Annotated in this window: 17 protein-coding genes and 1 tRNA gene; 11 read left to right on the top strand and 7 right to left on the bottom strand. The window is 70.0% G+C overall.

Annotation, left to right across the window (positions count from 1 at the left end; all coding sequences use genetic code 11):
• Positions 1-114: 114 nt before the first annotated feature.
• Entirely contained in the window at positions 115-570 is a 456-nt protein-coding gene (locus tag QN239_RS11930) for a group I intron-associated PD-(D/E)XK endonuclease (protein ID WP_499010519.1), read from the bottom strand.
• Between the two features lie 97 nt (positions 571-667).
• Between QN239_RS11930 and QN239_RS11925 the strand changes: the two genes are divergently transcribed.
• The 3 genes from QN239_RS11925 to QN239_RS11915 all read left to right on the top strand — a co-directional run bounded on the left by QN239_RS11925 (position 668) and on the right by QN239_RS11915 (position 2,975).
• Positions 668-743: transfer RNA gene (locus QN239_RS11925), tRNA-Arg, on the top strand.
• Positions 744-904: 161 nt separating this feature from the next.
• On the top strand, positions 905-1,504 hold the full coding sequence (locus QN239_RS11920; protein ID WP_167162867.1) for a cutinase family protein: 600 nt from the start codon (positions 905-907) through the stop codon (positions 1,502-1,504).
• Between the two features lie 46 nt (positions 1,505-1,550).
• Positions 1,551-2,975 carry an SDR family NAD(P)-dependent oxidoreductase gene (locus QN239_RS11915; protein ID WP_499010517.1) on the top strand — a complete coding sequence of 475 codons (1,425 nt, stop codon included), beginning with the start codon at positions 1,551-1,553 and terminating at the stop codon, positions 2,973-2,975.
• A 44-nt stretch (positions 2,976-3,019) separates the two neighbouring features.
• On the opposite strand, the gene QN239_RS11910 is transcribed toward QN239_RS11915, so the two are convergent.
• Positions 3,020-3,397, bottom strand: coding sequence for an STAS domain-containing protein (locus QN239_RS11910; RefSeq protein ID WP_499010516.1), 378 nt, complete (start codon positions 3,395-3,397; stop codon positions 3,020-3,022).
• Between the two features lie 181 nt (positions 3,398-3,578).
• Between QN239_RS11910 and QN239_RS11905 the strand changes: the two genes are divergently transcribed.
• The 3 genes from QN239_RS11905 (at position 3,579) to QN239_RS11895 (ending at position 7,448) form a co-directional block, all read left to right on the top strand.
• A complete protein-coding gene (locus QN239_RS11905; protein WP_499016715.1) occupies positions 3,579-5,834 on the top strand; it encodes a SpoIIE family protein phosphatase in 2,256 nt (751 codons plus the stop codon).
• 37 nt (positions 5,835-5,871) lie between these two features.
• Positions 5,872-6,165 carry a putative quinol monooxygenase gene (locus tag QN239_RS11900; RefSeq protein ID WP_499010514.1) on the top strand — a complete coding sequence of 98 codons (294 nt, stop codon included), beginning with the start codon at positions 5,872-5,874 and terminating at the stop codon, positions 6,163-6,165.
• A 122-nt stretch (positions 6,166-6,287) separates the two neighbouring features.
• Positions 6,288-7,448 (top strand): hypothetical protein, encoded by a 1,161-nt coding sequence (locus tag QN239_RS11895; protein WP_499010512.1) that lies wholly within the window; start codon positions 6,288-6,290, stop codon positions 7,446-7,448.
• Positions 7,449-7,454: 6 nt separating this feature from the next.
• On the opposite strand, the gene QN239_RS11890 is transcribed toward QN239_RS11895, so the two are convergent.
• On the bottom strand, positions 7,455-8,345 hold the full coding sequence (locus QN239_RS11890; protein ID WP_499010511.1) for a hypothetical protein: 891 nt from the start codon (positions 8,343-8,345) through the stop codon (positions 7,455-7,457).
• Between the two features lie 184 nt (positions 8,346-8,529).
• Between QN239_RS11890 and QN239_RS11885 the strand changes: the two genes are divergently transcribed.
• Genes QN239_RS11885 through QN239_RS11865 form a run of 5 tightly spaced genes read left to right on the top strand, consistent with a single transcriptional unit; the run spans position 8,530 to position 14,068 of the window.
• Positions 8,530-10,053: an ABC transporter substrate-binding protein gene (locus tag QN239_RS11885; protein WP_499010510.1), complete on the top strand. Its 1,524-nt coding sequence runs from the start codon at positions 8,530-8,532 to the stop codon at positions 10,051-10,053.
• Positions 10,050-11,000 (top strand): ABC transporter permease, encoded by a 951-nt coding sequence (locus QN239_RS11880; RefSeq protein ID WP_499010508.1) that lies wholly within the window; start codon positions 10,050-10,052, stop codon positions 10,998-11,000. Before QN239_RS11885 ends, QN239_RS11880 begins: the two co-directional genes overlap by 4 nt.
• A complete protein-coding gene (locus QN239_RS11875) occupies positions 10,997-11,875 on the top strand; it encodes an ABC transporter permease (protein ID WP_499010507.1) in 879 nt (292 codons plus the stop codon). The genes QN239_RS11880 and QN239_RS11875 overlap by 4 nt, the downstream gene beginning before the upstream one ends.
• Entirely contained in the window at positions 11,872-13,476 is a 1,605-nt protein-coding gene (locus tag QN239_RS11870) for a dipeptide ABC transporter ATP-binding protein (protein WP_499010505.1), read from the top strand. Before QN239_RS11875 ends, QN239_RS11870 begins: the two co-directional genes overlap by 4 nt.
• Positions 13,469-14,068, top strand: a complete 600-nt coding sequence (locus tag QN239_RS11865; RefSeq protein WP_499010504.1) for a class I SAM-dependent methyltransferase — start codon at positions 13,469-13,471, stop codon at positions 14,066-14,068. Before QN239_RS11870 ends, QN239_RS11865 begins: the two co-directional genes overlap by 8 nt.
• Positions 14,069-14,075: 7 nt before the next feature.
• Here the strand turns inward: QN239_RS11865 and QN239_RS11860 are convergent, their stop codons facing one another.
• From QN239_RS11860 to QN239_RS11845, 4 genes are all read right to left on the bottom strand, one after another.
• Positions 14,076-14,591: a hypothetical protein gene (locus tag QN239_RS11860; RefSeq protein WP_167161628.1), complete on the bottom strand. Its 516-nt coding sequence runs from the start codon at positions 14,589-14,591 to the stop codon at positions 14,076-14,078.
• 23 nt (positions 14,592-14,614) lie between these two features.
• The gene (locus tag QN239_RS11855) at positions 14,615-14,923 is read right to left on the bottom strand and encodes a hypothetical protein (protein ID WP_499010503.1); all 309 of its coding nucleotides are present in this window, start codon (positions 14,921-14,923) and stop codon (positions 14,615-14,617) included.
• A gap of 255 nt (positions 14,924-15,178) precedes the next feature.
• A complete protein-coding gene (locus tag QN239_RS11850; protein WP_499010501.1) occupies positions 15,179-15,943 on the bottom strand; it encodes a hypothetical protein in 765 nt (254 codons plus the stop codon).
• Between the two features lie 57 nt (positions 15,944-16,000).
• The gene (locus QN239_RS11845) at positions 16,001-16,990 is read right to left on the bottom strand and encodes a hypothetical protein (protein WP_499010499.1); all 990 of its coding nucleotides are present in this window, start codon (positions 16,988-16,990) and stop codon (positions 16,001-16,003) included.
• Positions 16,991-17,142 lie beyond the last annotated feature (152 nt).

Raw genomic sequence — 17,142 nt, 5'->3', positions numbered from 1 at the left:
TGCATGGCACTCTCCTGGGCGGGTGCCGTGCAGCGTCCACGCTAGTCCGCGGCGCGGTGGCGCGACGGGGCTTTCGTAGCTGTAGCCGGCCCGGCGTCGAAGCTCACACAGACGTCACGCCGAGGCGCGATTCTCATCGAGCAGCGGGATCCGTATGTCGGGCAGCTCGCGAAATGCCGAGGCCTCGAGGATTCGCTTCTTCTGACCGTTCTTGGCCGGGATGATCCGGAGAGCGACGGACACACTGTGATCGGACGGCCGGACGTAGTAGCACTCATCGGTCTCCGGGCAGTAGATGCAGATCACGTCTACGGCGTCTTTGTCCATCGGTGAACGGTGCACACCATGTCGATCGGACCACGTCGAGGTCAACTTGACTACGACTACGCCCGCTATCATGGACCTGTACTTCACCTGGACGCGGTGAAAGATCCCTGCCGCGTATGCGACGAGGTCGAACGGCGCATGCTCGGTGGCGGGAAACAGGACGTCGAACCCCTTCCCGACGAGGTCGGCATACGCCTTCGCAACGCCGAGATCGCCCTTGTCTTTGGTGTGATGTCGAGCCATCGACCGCCTATCCGTCGGTTTCCACGGGTCCCCGCATCGCGGGTGCCGGTTGTGAGCGAAGGCGCCGATGACGTGTAAATTACGACTGTCCGTGTATGCCCCCGTGGCGCAATGGATAGCGCATCCGGTTTCTACCCGGTCGGTTGCAGGTTCGAGTCCTGTCGGGGGTACCAATCTCGTTCAATATCTGTGCCTTCACGCGTGACTGCACGGTAGCTCAGGAGTCCGACAAACCCGTTTCGACGCTCGACGCACGCCGATATGCCACGCTGACCAGGTGACCGTCCGCGCATCGCTCGCTCGCCTGGCTGCCGTCGCCGCCCTTCCTGTCGCCATGCTCGCGGGAAGCCCGACCGCCGCCGCGGACGACTGCCCCAATGTGGAACTCGTCTTCGCGCGCGGCACCGCCGAACCACCCGGGATGGGACGGGTGGGCGATGCGCTGTTCGGTGCTCTGCAGCCCCTGCTCGGCGGGCGCAGCCTGGGTGCGTACGCGGTGAATTATCCTGCCAGCTACAACTTTCTGACCACCGGCGCCGGTGCCGACGACGCACGCGGGCACATCGCGTGGATGGCCGACCAGTGCCCGAACACCCGGATCGTGCTCGGCGGCTTCTCCCAGGGCGCGTCCGCGGTGTCGATGCTCGCCGGCGTCCAACCCGTCGGCGACCGGATCGGCAGCCTCGGGTCGGCCCCTCCGCTCGATCCCGCCCTGGCCGGCAACGTCGCGGCGGTCGCCGTGTTCGGCAATCCGGGTGCCCGCTTCGGCACCCCGCTGTCCAGCAACGGGCAGTTCGCCGGCCGCGCGATCGACCTGTGCAGCGGCGGGGACCCGATCTGCTCGACCGGGTCGTTCGACCGAGCCGCGCACAACAATTACGAGGCGCCGCCGTACCCGGGCCAAGCTGCCAGTTTCATCGCCGGCCGGGTGTAGCACCGCTGATTTGCCGGGGCTTCGCGCCACCTGGCACCCTTTCACGGTGACCGCGATCGATCCGGAGAAGCTCAGCACCTGTCTCCAGGTGCTCTCCGAGGTCGAATCGTTGCCGCCCGAGCACCCCGACGCAGTGGCCGTGCGGCGTGCCACCGCCGGCATCTGGAAGTCGGTACGCAAAGCCCGCCGGCACGCCAAACGCGACGCGGTGGCAGAAGCCGACAAGGCCGTCATCGCCGCCACGGCCACCGGAGCGCCAGGCCGCATCGACGACGAGACCGCCGGCCTGCCGTTGGTGTCGACGGCCTCCGGCGCCACCGCAGGCACCCTGCTGCGGTCCCGGGCCTGCTACATCTGCAAGAAGCACCACACCGTCGTCGACGCCTTCTACCACCAGCTTTGTCCGGAGTGTGCGGCGTTCAGCCATGCCAAGCGCGATGCCCGCACCGATCTCACCGGCCGCACCGCGCTGCTGACCGGCGGGCGCGCCAAGATCGGCATGTACATCGCGTTGCGTCTGCTGCGCGACGGCGCGCACACCACCATCACCACCCGCTTCCCCAACGACGCCGTGCGGCGCTTCGCCGCCATGGAAGACAGCGCCGACTGGCTGCACCGGCTGCGGATCATCGGTATCGACCTGCGTGACCCCGCGCAGGTGGTGGCGCTGGCCGACACGGTGGCCGCCCACGGTCCGCTGGACATCCTGATCAACAACGCGGCCCAGACGGTGCGCCGGGCCCCCGGCTCGTACGCCGCCCTCGTCGAAGCCGAGCGCACCCCGCCGCCCGAGCTCGCGCAGGTCGATGTGGTCAGCTTCGACCGGGTCAGTGACGCGCACCCGGCCGCGCTCGCGGGGAGCCTCGCCGAGCACCAGACCCCGCATGCACTCGCAGAGCTTGCCTTGACGGCCCGCAGCGCCTCACCGGAGCGGATCGCCGCCGGGACCGCCATCGACGCCGGTGGGCTGCTACCGGATACGGCCTCGATCAACAGCTGGACCCAACGGGTGCACGAGGTCGACGCCATGGAGCTGCTTGAGGTGCAGCTGTGCAACCAGACCGCACCGTTCATCCTGGTGAGCCGGCTGCGCCCGGCGATGGCCGCCTCCCCCGCGCGCCGCAAGTACGTCGTCAACGTGTCGGCCATGGAGGGCCAGTTCGGCCGCCGCTACAAGGGGCCGGGCCATCCGCACACCAATATGGCCAAGGCCGCGCTGAACATGCTGACCCGGACCAGCTCCGCGGAGATGCTGGAACAGGACGGCATCCTGATGACCGCCGTGGACACCGGCTGGATCACCGACGAGCGTCCACATCCGACCAAACTGCGCCTGGCCGAGGAAGGCTTCCACGCGCCGCTGGATCTGGTCGACGGCGCCGCCCGCGTCTACGACCCGATCGTGCGCGGGGAGGCCGGCGAAGATGTGCACGGCTGCTTCTTGAAGGACTACCGGCCCAGCGACTGGTGAATTCACCGAATTCGGTTACCCACCAACGAAATAGCGTTCAGAACTCAACTCTTGGCCGGCGCCAGTTCCTGGAGGGCGACATCCAGCGTCGGGCGGATCGTCAGGACCTCCGCCAGTCCCACCAGCTCCAGAGGACGACGCGTCGTGGGTCCGTCGGCGACCACCACCAGCGGCACCTCCGGCGGCAGTTGGGCCTGCGTGTCCACCAGCGTCGACATACCGCAGGAGGCGAAGAAGGTGGTCTCCGTCAGATCGATGATGACCGCACTGGGCTGTTTGTCCAGCGCCGTGGCGACGAGTTGGTTGAGATCGGGCACGGTGAGCATGTCCACGACACCGGAGCAGGTGATCACCACAGTCGTGTCACGCCACGTGTGAGCGCACATCAGTGTCGATGGGCTGGACTCGAAATGGTCGGGCATCGAAAACCTCGCGAAAGCGTCGATTCGGGGCGCCATGTCTCGCGGGCTGCGGTCTGAACCAGAGAAGCTAGAACGCCGACTCCTACCGAGCCTAACCCACGGAGCCATGTCGGTGTGCTCGCAGACGTACCCGCCTGGCACTCTCGAGGGGGAGCTCGACACCACGACCTGGGGGTTTCTCATTTCGCGTCCCACCGGCGATGACCACGCAGCGCACCTTCTACCCGTCGGCACACCGGTCGACCTGGACAACTGCGCACGCGAGCCGATCCACATCCCGGGCAGCGTCCAGCCGCGCGGGGTGCTCGCCGTCGTGCGCGAACCGGGTTTCGAGATCCGCCAGGTCAGCGCGAATGTCACCGATCTGCTGGGCCGCTCGGTCGACGACGTTCTGGGCCGCCACCTGGCCACCCTGATCGGCGCCGAACAGGCCGCCCAGATCGAGCAGGCGGCGGCCGTGTTCGGTGACCTGCGCCAGCGCAACCCGCTCGAGTTGGAGATCCAGGTCGCCGGCCGGTCGCAGGTGTTCGACGCCCTCCTGCACCGCGAGCCGGGCGGGGTGCTGCTGGTGGAACTCGAAATCGCTTACGGTGAGCGGCCATTCTCGTTTCCGAACACGTATCAGGCGGTGCGAAATTCGGTCGAGCAACTCAACCGCGCCGAATCGACGACCGAGTTGTACGACACCACCGCACGCGCGATTCGCGATCTCCTCGGATTCGACCGCGTCATGGTGTACCGCTACGACCAGGACTACAACGGCGAGGTCGTCGCCGAATGCAAGCGCGATGACCTCAACTCCTTCCTCGGGCTGCACTATCCGGCCAGCGACATCCCGGCGCAGGCCCGCGCGATGTACGAGAAGAACTGGCTGCGGCTGATCTCCGACGTCGACTACACGCCCGCCCCGCTGGTACCTGCCGTCGATCCGGACAGCGGCACACCGCTGGACCTGACCCATGCCACGCTGCGCAGCGTCTCGCCCATCCACATCGAATACCTGCAGAACATGGGTGTGCGCGCGTCCATGTCGATCTCGCTGCTGCGCCATGGCCGGTTGTGGGGACTGATCGCCTGCCATCACTACACCGGCCCGCACCTGCCGCCCTACGGCGCGCGGGCGGCGGCCGAATTCCTCGGCTCCACCCTCTCGCTTCGGCTCGTCGACCGCTTCGATGACGATCAGCTGCGAGAGCGGCTGGCCGCGCAATCGACATTGGCCGCGCTGACCAACGCCACCCGCAACGACAGCGAGCCGGTGGCGGCCGCGCTGCTGCAGGCACCCGGCCTGCTCGATCTGCTGCCGGCCACCGGTGTCGCCGTGCGCGTCGGCGGCAAATACCGCGTGCTGGGCAGGGTCCCACCGGCCGAGGCCGTGACCGCCGTGGCGGACTGGGCGCGCGACGCCGACGGCGAGGTCGTCGCGACGGACTGCTTGTCCGGTGCATTGCCCGCGCAGGATCTGGATCCGAGCATCGCCGCCGGTGCGCTGGCGCTGAACCTGCCCGACGGGCAGTACGTGATCTGGTTCCGGGAGGAGGCGCTGCGCTCGGTGGATTGGGGCGGCGATCCACACAACAAGGCCATCGCCGTGCAGGAAGGGGACGGGGTTCGGCTCAGCCCGCGCAAATCCTTCGAGCGCTGGCGCGAGGTGGTCGACGGCTGCAGTCAAACGTGGACTCCCATCCACGTCGAGTCCGCGGAATCGTTGCGACGACACCTGGTCGAAGAGCTGTACCGGCGCACCCGAAGTGCGTTGCAGGTGGCCGAGATGCTGCAGCGCAGCCTGCTGCCGTCGTCCATTCCGACCATCCCGGACTGGGAGCTGTCCGCCCACTACCAGCCCGCTGCGGGTGGCCGGGTGGGAGGCGATTGGTACGACGCGTTCGTGCTGCCGGACGGCCGGCTCATCATGCTCGTCGGTGACGTCGCGGGCCATGGCCTGGCCGCTGCCGGCGCCATGGCGCAGTTGCGTAATGCCTTGCGCTCCCAGCTGTTTACCGGCGCCGCGCCTGGAGAAGCACTGACCAGGCTCAATGAGTTCAGCGTGCACCTGATGCCGCGTGCCTTCGCCACCGTGGTCGCGGCCCGGATCGCACTCGACACCGGACATGTCGAGGCGGCATCGGCGGGCCATCTGATGCCGTTCCGCATCGGCGCGGACGTCGCTGCGGCGCCGATCCGGCTGGCCCCGCCGATCGGTGTCCGGGGCGCGCGCTACCCGGCCAGCAGCTTCACCGTCGCCCGCGGTGACGGGCTGGTGATGTTCTCCGATGGCTTGGTGGAACGCCGTGGCTCGACCCTCGACGAGGGCCTGGGGCTGCTGGCCGCGACATTGCGTCGCGGCGGGGAGGTGGCGGCGTCCCGGATCTCGGCCGCGTTGGCGCCCAGCGACACCGAGGACGATGTCACCGTCCTCACCCTGCGCCGCCTCTGAGGCATCGACAACGGGGGCCGACGGTATGTTGTGGTTCATGTCGGTCACCGTGATCCTCGAATTGAAGTTCAAGCCCGAGTCTGTGGCGACGGCGCGGGAGGTCTTCGGCCGCGCGCTGAAAGACACCAGGGCATTCCCCGGCAACATCCGCACCGACGTGCTGGTCGACGAGACCGACGAAGGCCATTGGCTGATCTACGAACTGTGGGAGTCCGTCGAGGCCGACGAGGCGTACCGCGCGTTCCGCGCCGGCGAGGGCAAGCTGACCGAGGTGCCGTCACTGGTGGCCGCTCCCCCGGTCAAGAGCCGGTACATCACCAGCGACGTCTGACGCGCCGGCCACCCGGGCGCAGACCGGGTGGATAGCCCGCTTCGCTCGCCCGGACGTTGAACCCGCGGCGCCCGCGCACCGTGTCCCCTACATCACCGTGCGACACACAGGGGGCCACCACCATGCAGCGAACCATCAGCCTGCGCACCGATATCGCCGCCACCGGGTTGGCGGCCCTCACCGCAGCGGCGGTGGTGATCGCACCGATCACCCCGGCCACGGCGCAGGCGTCCCTGCCGGCGGTCGTCCATGACGTGCGGCTGGCTGCCGCATCGGTGCCGCCGGGCGGCCTGATCACCAGCTTCCTGCACAACCAGACCGTGTACTGCTCGATCATCTGTTCCCTGCTCGCACAGACCGGGGTGACGGCCGTCTCCACCGCATTGCGGGCGCCGGAGACTTTCCTGGCCGCCCTGTCCGCGGGCGACGTGTTGAAGGCCATCGGTGCCGCGGCCGCGTCGGTGACCGGGCCGACCGAAGCCGCCGCGCAGAAGGCCATCGACGCGGACGCCGCGATTCCCGCCCAACGGGCGCTCAACGCCTTCGAGGTCGGCGTCGTCGGCCTGCTCAACGTGCTGCCGGCCGTGCAGGATGGGCTGCCCGGGATCGCGACAGCCCTGCAGAAAGCCCGGCAGGACACCTTCGATGCGCTCAATCTGCCGTTCGTGCCGAACCCGACCCCGACGGTGCAGCCGCACGGTGTCTTCCAGGTCGCGGTGGTGGGCGGCATCAATGTGGTTGCCGCCGTGATCTTCCCGGCCTTCAACGACGTCCTCGCCGGCATCTTCGAGGTGCCCGACGCGATGGCTCAGGAACTCGCGAAAACCGGCAATCCGGTGCGGGCACTCGCGGCCGGAATCAGGGCCGCCGCCGGCGTGGTGGCCGCGGCGGGCAAGGTCATCACCCAGGCGGTCGTCACGGCGGTCCATGACGTGCGGGACGCTGCCGGCGCGCAGTCGGCCGGCACCAGCCGGGTGACGCCGACCACCGCTGCCGCGATCACCACCCGCACGACGACACCGACGACACCGACGACCAAAGCCCTCAAGACCACGGCGGCGCCCAAGACCACCGCTGCACTGCACGAAGACAGCGGGCCGTCGGTCACCTCCGTCCCCAAGACGACCACGCACGCGCAGCCGAATCCGGTGCGCGACGCCGCGTCGAATCTGCGGCGCGCCGTGCACAATCTGGTCGAGAAGGTCACCCCCAAGCCGTCCGGCAAACCCGGCAAGACCACCGACAAGGGCACGACCCACAAGGCCGGCGCACACGGCAAGTAAGGCGGCTCAGGAGGCGGCGGCCTCTTCGGCAGTCTCGGATTCGATGACCGTCTGGGCCGGGGCATTGCGCTCCCACAGCACCGCGCCCACGCACGCGGTCAGCACCCATCCGGTGCCGATCACCCCGCACCAGGTCAGCAGCGCCATGGCGATACCGATCGGGCCGAACTCATCCCAGCCGTCGAGCAAGCGGGGGAAGAACATCCGCGCCGCGAGCGGCACCACGGTGCCGTCGATGACCACCCCGGCCAGTCCCGCCAGGACGAGGTACCGGCGCCCGCGGAATCCGTCTCGCACCAGCAATGCGGGCGTGGCGGTCCAGAAGATCCACACCGGTATCAGTGAGGCGACGAACCGCAGCGTGCGCAGACCCATGTGATGGTGGCCGCCGAACGCGATCCGTTCGCGGACGATCATGATCACCAGATACAGCGCGAACCACAGAACTCCGCGTCCCAGCTTGGCCACCCAGTCCAACTGTTCACGGCGCCAAGCCTTTGCAAAGATCCCGGCGATGGTCATCGACATCGGGATACCCCAGACCAGGAACCCCGCGACACCGAGGAACGTCCAGCTCGAACGCAGTCCCGACGCACGGCCGAACACGGCGCGGACATGCTCGGTCATCGGCGACACCAGCCCCAGCTGCCGGCTGACCGCGGTGCCCGGGCTCGCATTGTCGGCGAACCCGGTCAGGTAGCTGAACCCCAGGATCATCAGCGGGATGACGGTGGTGAACAACTGCACCGACACCACCGCACCCAAGGTGCCACCGTCGATCTCAGTGAACCGGGCGACGACCGCGGCGACGAGGCGCAGCTGGCGCATCTCGGCCAGCCTGCGGTAGCGGTCCTCGAGCCGACGGCGCACGGCCAACGGATCGCTGTGCGCACTCATCCCCAGCAGGCTAGCCGTCCTCCCCACGGCGATACCCGGTCCACAGCATCCTCACACCAGGTCCGCAGCTGCCCGGCCTGGCCGAATCAGCCTCAGGTGTAAGCGCCCGCCGACACGGGTACAGGCCCTTATATCCCCTGTGCCGACGTCCACGCCGGAGCCGGCCCGTCAGAAAGCGATGGATATGCGACTGCTTGCGGCCGTGCTCGCCGCCGTGGTCGTGTTCGCTTCCACGGCGTGTGCACCGGGCCGGCGCGTCGACCTGGGCCAGGACTCCGGCAACCTCATCGCCGCGATCTCCGGTGAACCCGACCAGCTGGACCCCCACAAGACCAGCGCGTACTTCTCGTTCGAGGTGTTGGAGAACGTCTTCGACACCCTCGTCGAACCCGGCGCCGACCTCATCATGCGTCCGGCGCTGGCGCAATCCTGGGAGACGTCGGCGGACCAGTTGGTGTGGACGTTCCATCTGCGCCCCGGAGTCACCTTTCACGACGGCAGTCCGCTGCGGGCGGCCGACGTCGTCTACTCCTATCGCCGCATCATCGACGGCAAGCTGGCCAACGCCGACAAGTTCAGTGCCGTCACCGATGTCAGTGCTCCCGATGAGCGCACGGTGCGCATCTCGGTGGCACATCCGACACCGAACCTGCTGACCAATCTCGGCGGGTTCAAAGGGATGGCGATCGTGCAGCAGCGCAATGTCGAGGACGGCCAGATCGCCACCCACCCGATCGGCACCGGGCCGTTCTCCTTCGTCAGCCAGAAGAGCGGCGACTCCATCGTCCTGCGCGCCAACCCGCGGTACTGGGGCGGGGCCCCGCGGATTCCCGGGGTGACGTTCCGTTTCATCAGCGAGGCGTCGACCGCGTTGTCCGCACTGCAGGCCGGTGAAATCGACTGGACCGACGCGGTTCCCGCGCAGCGCGTCAGCCAATTGCGCAACGACGACTCCGTTCGCCTTGCCGTGGAACCCAGCAACGACTACTGGTATCTGGCGCTGAATGCGGCCCGCCCAGGTTGGAACGACGTGCGGGTACGCCAGGCCGTCGCGTATGCCCTGGACCGGCCGTCGATCGTGCAGGCCACCAGTTACGGCACGGCACAGGCGAATCAGCTGGCAATACCGCAGGGCAATCCGTGGTTCGCGCCCTACGACCGGTACGGCCAAAACCTGGACAAGGCCCGGCAGTTGCTGCAGCAGGCCGGCGCGGCACCGGCGACGATGGACCTGCTGGTCACCAGCGAGTACCCGCAGACCGTCACCGCCGCCCAGGTGATCGCCGCCAACCTCGCACCCCTGGGTATCGGCGTGACCATCCGCACCGTCGACTTCGCCACCTGGCTCGACGAGCAGAACAACGGGCACTTCGACATGCTGATGATGGGCTGGCTGGGCAATATCGACCCCGACGACTTCTACTATGCACAGCACCACACCGGCGGCACCAGCAACGCGCAGAAGTTCTCCGACCCACGCGTGGACGCGCTGCTCGATGCGGGCCGGACCGAGACGGATCAGCAAGCGCGCAAGGACGATTACACCCGAGCCGCCACCCTGATCGCCGACGAGGTGAGCTATATCTACCTGTACAACCCGGCCGTCCTGCAGGCGTGGTCGCCGAACCTCACCGGCTATGAGGCCCGCCGCGACAAGGCGATCCGATTCCGCAGCGCCGTCCTGCACGCCGGTGGTGACCGCCCGTGACGATTCTGAAGTTCCTGGCCCGCCGGCTGGCCTATTCGCTGGTGGTGCTGGTCGGTGTGGTCATCGTGGTGTTCGCGCTGGTGCATCTGGTCCCCGGCGATCCGGTGCGCATCGCACTCGGAACCCGTTACACCCCAGAGGCTTACGATGCTCTGCGGCGGGCCAGTGGGCTGGACCAGCCGTTGGTCGGTCAATTCTTCGGCTATCTGGGGCACGCCGCCACCGGCGATCTGGGCGTGAGCTTCCGCAACGGCGACCCGGTGACGCTGGTGCTGCTGGAACGGTTACCGGCCACGGTGTCGCTCGCTGCCGTCGGGATCGTGCTGGCCCTGGTGATCGCGTTGCCCGCCGGCATCTACGCGGCCTTGCGGGAAGGCAGGATCAGTGACGCGATCGTCCGCGTGACAAGTCAATTCGGGGTGTCGGTGCCGGATTTCTGGTTGGGCATCCTGCTGATCTCGCTGTTCTCCACGGTGCTGGGCTGGCTGCCCACCTCGGGTTACCGACCGCTGTTCGACGATCCCGGCGGCTGGCTGCGGCATGTGATCCTGCCGGGGTTGACAGTCGGCCTGGTGGCCGCGGCGATCATGACCCGCTACGTCCGCTCGGCCGTACTGGAGGTGACCGCCATGGGCTATGTCCGTACGGCCCGCTCGAAAGGCCTTGCGCCACGGGTGGTGACGATGCGCCATACCGTGCGCAACGCACTGGTCCCGATCCTCACGATCACCGGTATCCAGTTGGCAACCATCCTCGGCGGGGTCATCGTCGTGGAGGTGGTGTTCGCCTGGCCGGGGCTGGGCCGGTTGGTGTACAACTCGGTGGCCGCGCGGGACTATCCGGTGATCCAGGGCGCGGTGCTGCTGATCGCGGTGCTGTTCCTGGCGGTCAACCTGCTCGTCGACCTGCTGTACGCCGTCGCCGATCCGAGGATCCGGCTGTCATGACCGACCCGATGCTCGACGATCGCGTCAAGACGTGGCGGCTGCTGGCCGGCAATCCCGTCACGGTGATCAGCGCGGGAATCATGCTCGCCGTCCTCGTGATCGCGCTGACCGCATCCTGGATCGCGCCGTACGGGGTCAACGATGTGGACGTCCCGGTGGCGCTGCGCCCACCCAGTGGCGCGCACTGGTTCGGCACCGACGAATTGGGGCGCGACGTATTGTCCCGGGTGCTGGTCGCGGTGCAGGCGTCCATGAAAGTGGCCGTGATCAGCGTGGCATTCGCGGCGGTCGTCGGTGTCGCTGTCGGGGTGCTCGCCGGGTATCGCGGTGGCTGGCTGGACACCGTGGTCATGCGTGTCGTCGATGTGATGTTCGCGTTCCCGGTGCTGTTGCTCGCCCTGGCGATCGTCGCCGTCCTCGGGCCTGGGCTCACCACAACGATATTGGCGATCGGCGTCGTCTACACGCCGATCTTCGCCCGGGTGGCGCGGGCGAGCACCCTCGCCGTGCGGGTGGAGCCGTATGTGGCGGTCTCGCGCACCATGGGCACCGGTTCGGGCTTCATCCTGGCTCGGCACATCCTGCCCAACATCACCGGTCCGCTGATCGTCCAGACATCGCTGTCCCTGGCGTTCGCCATCCTGTCCGAGGCAGCGCTGTCGTTCCTGGGCCTGGGTCTGCAGCCACCGCAGCCGTCCCTGGGCCGGATGATCTTCGACTCCCAGGGCTTCGTCACGCTGGCGTGGTGGATGGCGGTGTTCCCGGGTGCCGTCATCTTCGTCACCGTGCTGGCCTTCAACCTGCTCGGCGACGGCTTGCGCGATGTGCTGGATCCCAAGCAGCGCACCATGATCGAGGCCCGGAGACGCTCATGACCGAACCGGTGTTGTCCGTGCGCGATCTGGCCGTGCGCATCGGCCGCAAGGAGATCGTCCGCCGGGTGTCGATGACCGTCGAGCGGGAACAGACCCTCGGGATCGTCGGTGAATCCGGATCGGGTAAGTCGATGACGGTGCTGGCCGCCACGGGCCTGCTCGACGCACCGGGCGCGACCGTCTCCGGGTCCAGTGTCCTTGCCGGAGAACGTGAACTCGTCGGCGCCTCGGCACGGGCCCTGCGGCAGGTGCACGGCGCGCGGATCGGCTTCGTCTTCCAGGATCCCGGGACATCCCTTAACCCCCTGCTGACGGTCGAACGGCAGATCACCGAATCGCTGCAGACACACCGACATCAGACGCACAGACAGGCCCGCGTCCGGGCGCTGGAACTGCTGGAGGCGGTGGGCCTGCCCGAGCCGCAGAACCGGCTGCACAGCTACCCACACCAGCTCTCCGGCGGGCAGCGGCAACGGGTGATGATCGCCATCGCGCTGGCCTGCGATCCGGAACTGCTGATCGCCGACGAACCGACCACCGCCCTGGATGTCACGACGCAGGCACAGATCATCACACTGGTCCGGGATCTGCAGCGCGACTTCGGTACCGCCGTGGTGTGGATCAGCCACGATCTCGGCGTCATCGGCGAGGTGGCCGACACGGTCACCGTGCTGCGCAGCGGCGAGGTGACCGAGCAAGCGCCCGTCGATGAGGTCTTCACCGAACCTCGCGCCGCCTATACCCGCGAATTGCTCAGTGCCCGTCCGGTATTGGGCGGCGACGGACCACCAGCCGCGGCGGCCGATTCGGGCACTCTCTTGGACATCGCCGGTCTCGACGTCCGGTTCCCGGTGACCACCCCGACAGGCCGGTCGATGGTCCACGCGGTCAAGGATCTGTCGTTCCGGATCCGCCGCGGCCGCACCCTGGGCCTGGTCGGTGAATCCGGGTCGGGAAAGTCCACCGTCGCCGCAGCGCTCACCGGGCTGGTGCGCCCCGACGCGGGTTGTGCGCTGCTGGACGGTACCGATGTGTTCCAGGTGCGGGGCTCCCAGCAGAAGTCGGTCCGGCGCCGTATCAGTGTCGTGATGCAGGATCCGTTCGCCTCGCTGAACCCGCGCATGCCGGTGGAGGGTTCGATCGCCGAACCGCTTGTCGTGCACCGGCTGGTCACCGACCGCAGGAAACGCCAGGCCAGGGTCGGTGAGTTGCTCGGTGCCGTCGGCCTGGCGGCGTCGTTCGCCTCCCGCTACCCGCACGAGCTCTCCGGCGGGCAACGGCAGCGGGTGAACATCGCCCGGGCGCTGGCCGTGCAGCCCGAATTGCTGATCCTCGACGAGGCCACCGCATCGCTGGACGTGTCGGTGCAGGCCAAGGTGCTCGACCTGCTGCTCGAACTCCAGCGGGACCTGGGTCTGACCTACTTGTTCATCGGGCACGACCTGGCGGTCATCGAGCGGCTGAGCCATGATGTGCTCGTGTTGCGAGGCGGCGAGGCGGTCGAATACCGACCCGCCGCAGATCTTTTCGCCGCACCCGAACATGAGTACACCCGCGCGCTGCTGGCCGCGGTTCCACCGGATCGGTTGGCTCGTGCCTGATCACCCCTACTGGAATCACAACTCCGCGTACCACAAGTGGCTGGTCCGGATCGCCGCCGAGCACGCCGGGGGTGTGCTCGACGTCGGCTGCGGCGAGGGCCTGCTGGCCCAGCGGCTGGCGCCCGTGGCTCGTAGCGTGACCGCCATCGACCCCGACCCCGCCGCGATCGAGCGCGCCCGGGCTCGCCTTGACTCGCTGCCGAACGTGACCGTGTCCGAAACCTCGTTCGAGGCCTTCGATCCCGGCCCGCAACGGTTCGGTGTCATCACCTTCGTGGCCACCTTGCACCACATGGACCTGCGCGCGTCGCTGACCAAGGCCCGCGACCTGCTGGCACCACACGGCACCCTCGCCGTCGTCGGTCTGGCCCCCAACCACACTCTCGGTGACTGGATCGCTGCCGGGCTGCGGTTGCCCTTGGTCCGGGCGGCCGGCGTACTGCACCGCGAGACCCGTGACATCGGCGTGGCGGTCGCCGAACCTCGCGAGACACTGAGCGAGATCCGGCGTACCGCCTCGCAGATCCTGCCGGGCGTATCCCTCCGCCGCGGCCTGTACTACCGCTATCTGCTGCGCTGGTCCAACGTCTGAGCCGAGCTCACCAGCGATCGTGCCGGATGATCCCGGCCGCGTCGGGCATGAGGCTCATCCCGGTGTTGCCCGTGGTGCCCGGCATCGATGCCGACCAGCCGACACCCTCACAGACCAGATCGGTCGGCATGGAGACCTGGGTGGGCACGGGCACCCCGAGGCCGCTGAGGTGCGGCATCGTGAGCTGCGGTGTCGGCAGCATCCCGGTCAGGCCGCCGGTCCCGGTCGGCGCAGCCAGCGACGGCTGCGGGACCAGATCGGCCATGAGGCCCGCGGCACCGGCCATCGGCGCCATCAGCAGACCGGGGATCGCCCCCGCGATCGCACCGGGTACCGCGCCGGCCACCGCACCGGGCACTGCGCCCGCGATGGCGCCGGGCACCGCACCTGCGATCATGGCGCCCGGTAGGGCTGCCAATGCACCGGCTGCGGGAGCCCCGCCCACCGCAGCACCGCCGCCGCCGGCGTTGACGGCGGGAGCCGTCACCGTCTGCGCGATACCCAACGCACCCGTGCTGGCCATCAGCGGTCCCACCGCACCGGTGGTCAGACCACCCGATGCCGTCGCACCACCACCGCCCGCACCAGCAGCTCCTGCGGCTCCGCCGCCACCAGCGCCTGCGCCACCTCCGCCGCCACCGGCCGCAGCTCCGCCACCACCAGCGCCACCCGCACCGCCGGCTCCGGCACCACCAGCGCCTGCGCCACCCGCGCCGCCACCACCGGCACCACCGGCCGCACCGCCGCCACCGCCACCTGCGCCGGCACCACCGCCGCCACCGGCACCGCCCGCAGCTCCGCCGCCACCGGCGCCACCACCTGCAGCTCCCCCGCCCCCGCCGGCTCCTTCGCCACCGATCACGGCCGCGGCAGGCACCGCCGCGTCACCGCCACCGACGGCAGCCGCAGGGGCGCCCCCGACGCCCGCAGCCGGCACCACCGCAGCGGCATCCGGCACCGGTGCCGCTGCTCCGCCCGGCGGCACCACCGCAGCCGCCGGTTCGACGACACCCGCCGGCGGGCCACCGATCGCAGGTGCTCCGGCACCGGCGCCGGGCGCACCGACCGCGGCCTCGGGCACCGCCGCAGAGTTGAGTCCTGTCGTCGCCATCAGCGGGCCGAAGGAACCGGAGTCCAGCAGCACCGGGGCACCAGCATCCGCCGGAGCGGCAGCCCCGGCCGGCATCTCACCCGTGATCGGTGCACCGGCACCGGCCGGCACACCAGCCGCGGTCGCAACGGGGGCGCCACCTGCGGCTCCGCCGCCCGCTCCTTCACCACCGCCACCGGCGCCACCGGCCCCGGCACCACCACCGCCGCCGGCTCCACCACCGCCGCCCGCACCTCCTGCGCCGCCGGCTGCACCGGCACCACCCGCCCCGGCACCTCCACCAGCTCCGGCACCTTCTCCACCAGCTCCTGCGCCACCGGCACCACCACCGGCTCCGCCTGCGCCGCCAGCGGCAGCACCTTCTCCACCAGCTCCAGCGCCGGCACCACCCGCTCCGCCACCGGCCGCGCCACCGCCACCGGTGCCACCGCCACCGCCGACCGCGGCACCCTCACCGCCGACGACACCGGCCGCCGGAACCATGGCCGCAGCCTCCACCGGAGCCCCGACCGCAGCCGACTCGCCGCCCACCGCAACCGCCGGAACCCCGGCACCCGCAGCACCAGCCGCCGCGGCCGCCAGGGGCGCCGCCGCGATCGCCGCACCCGTACCCGCGCCTGCAGCGCCACCGGCCGCCGCGCCGCCGGCAGCACCGACCGCGCCACCCGCCACGCCTCCCGCAATGGCTCCGGGCACCGCCGCAGCGACCGCTGCCGGGACGGCCGCAGCCGCAGCACCGGGTGCGCCGCCGCCGACCGCAACACCCGGCGCCGACACCTCGACCGGGGGCGCCGACACCTCGACCGGAGGCACGGCGACCTCTACGGGTGGGGCCGCCACCGCGACCTCCGCCGGAACCGAGACGGCACCACCGGTGCCACCGCCTGCTCCGCCGCCACCCGCGACACCGCCGCCACCACCACCGCCGCCACCTTCGACGACAGCGGCCGCAGGCACCGCGGCGCCCTCAACAGCGCCGCCACCGGCGCCACCGCCTCCGGCTCCACCGCCCGCACCAGCGCCGCCCGCACCGGCACCACCGGCGCCACCGGCGCCACCGGCACCGCCCGCAGCTCCGCCGCCGCCCGCACCGCCACCGGCCGCACCGCCAGCGCCCGCGCCTTCGCCTCCACCGACCGCCGCCACAGGCGCAGCCGCACCGCCACCACCTGCTCCGGCTCCTTCACCGCCGACGACTGCCGCTGCCGGGGCCACTGCTTCACCGCCCACCGCCGCCGGGACCATCGCTTCGGCGACGGGCGCGCCGGCCGCACCGGCGGCAGGCGCCACCGCCGCGGCATCGGCGATCGGGGCACCGGCAGGACCGGCCGCACCGGCCGCGTCCGCGATAGGTGCACCGGCGGTGGCGGCAGCTTGCAGTACCTCACCGTTGAGGGCACCGGCAGCACCGCCACCCACACCTTCGGCGCCGCCGAAGGGGGCCGCGCCCGCCGCCGGCGCGACCGCACCCGCGGGCACGCCGCCTGCATCGGCGATCGGAGCAGCCAGCGGAGCGCCACCAGCGGGCACACCCGCAGCCGGAACGATCGGGGCACCGGCGGGCAGCGGAAGTCCTTCGGCCAACGGGGCTCCGGCAGCGACGGGAGCGCCACCGGCAGCGGGGACACCGCCGGCAAGACCGACCGGCGCGCCCGCACCACCGGCACCACCGACCGGGGCACCGCCACCAGCCGCACCGGCCACCGGCGCACCGCCACCAGCCGCACCGGCCACCGGCGCACCGCCGCCCACTGCACCAGCGGCGGGAGCGCCACCACCGCCGGCGGCCGCGACCGGCGCGGTTCCGGCAACGCCGTTGGCAGCGCCAGCAGGTGGGATCACCACAGGCGGGGTTCCGGCCCCGGTGAACGGGGCCGCCAAACCAGTCATCGCCTGACCAGCGTCAGGAGGGGTGGCCGCGGCTTGCTGCACCATGCCGACGCATGGCACACCCGGACTTGTC

This window comes from Mycolicibacterium sp. Y3, from assembly GCF_051188035.1.
Lineage (GTDB): Bacteria > Actinomycetota > Actinomycetes > Mycobacteriales > Mycobacteriaceae > Mycobacterium > Mycobacterium fluoranthenivorans.
The sequence above is the reverse complement of the archived record's forward strand: the minus strand, read 5'-3'. Positions and strand labels throughout refer to the sequence as shown.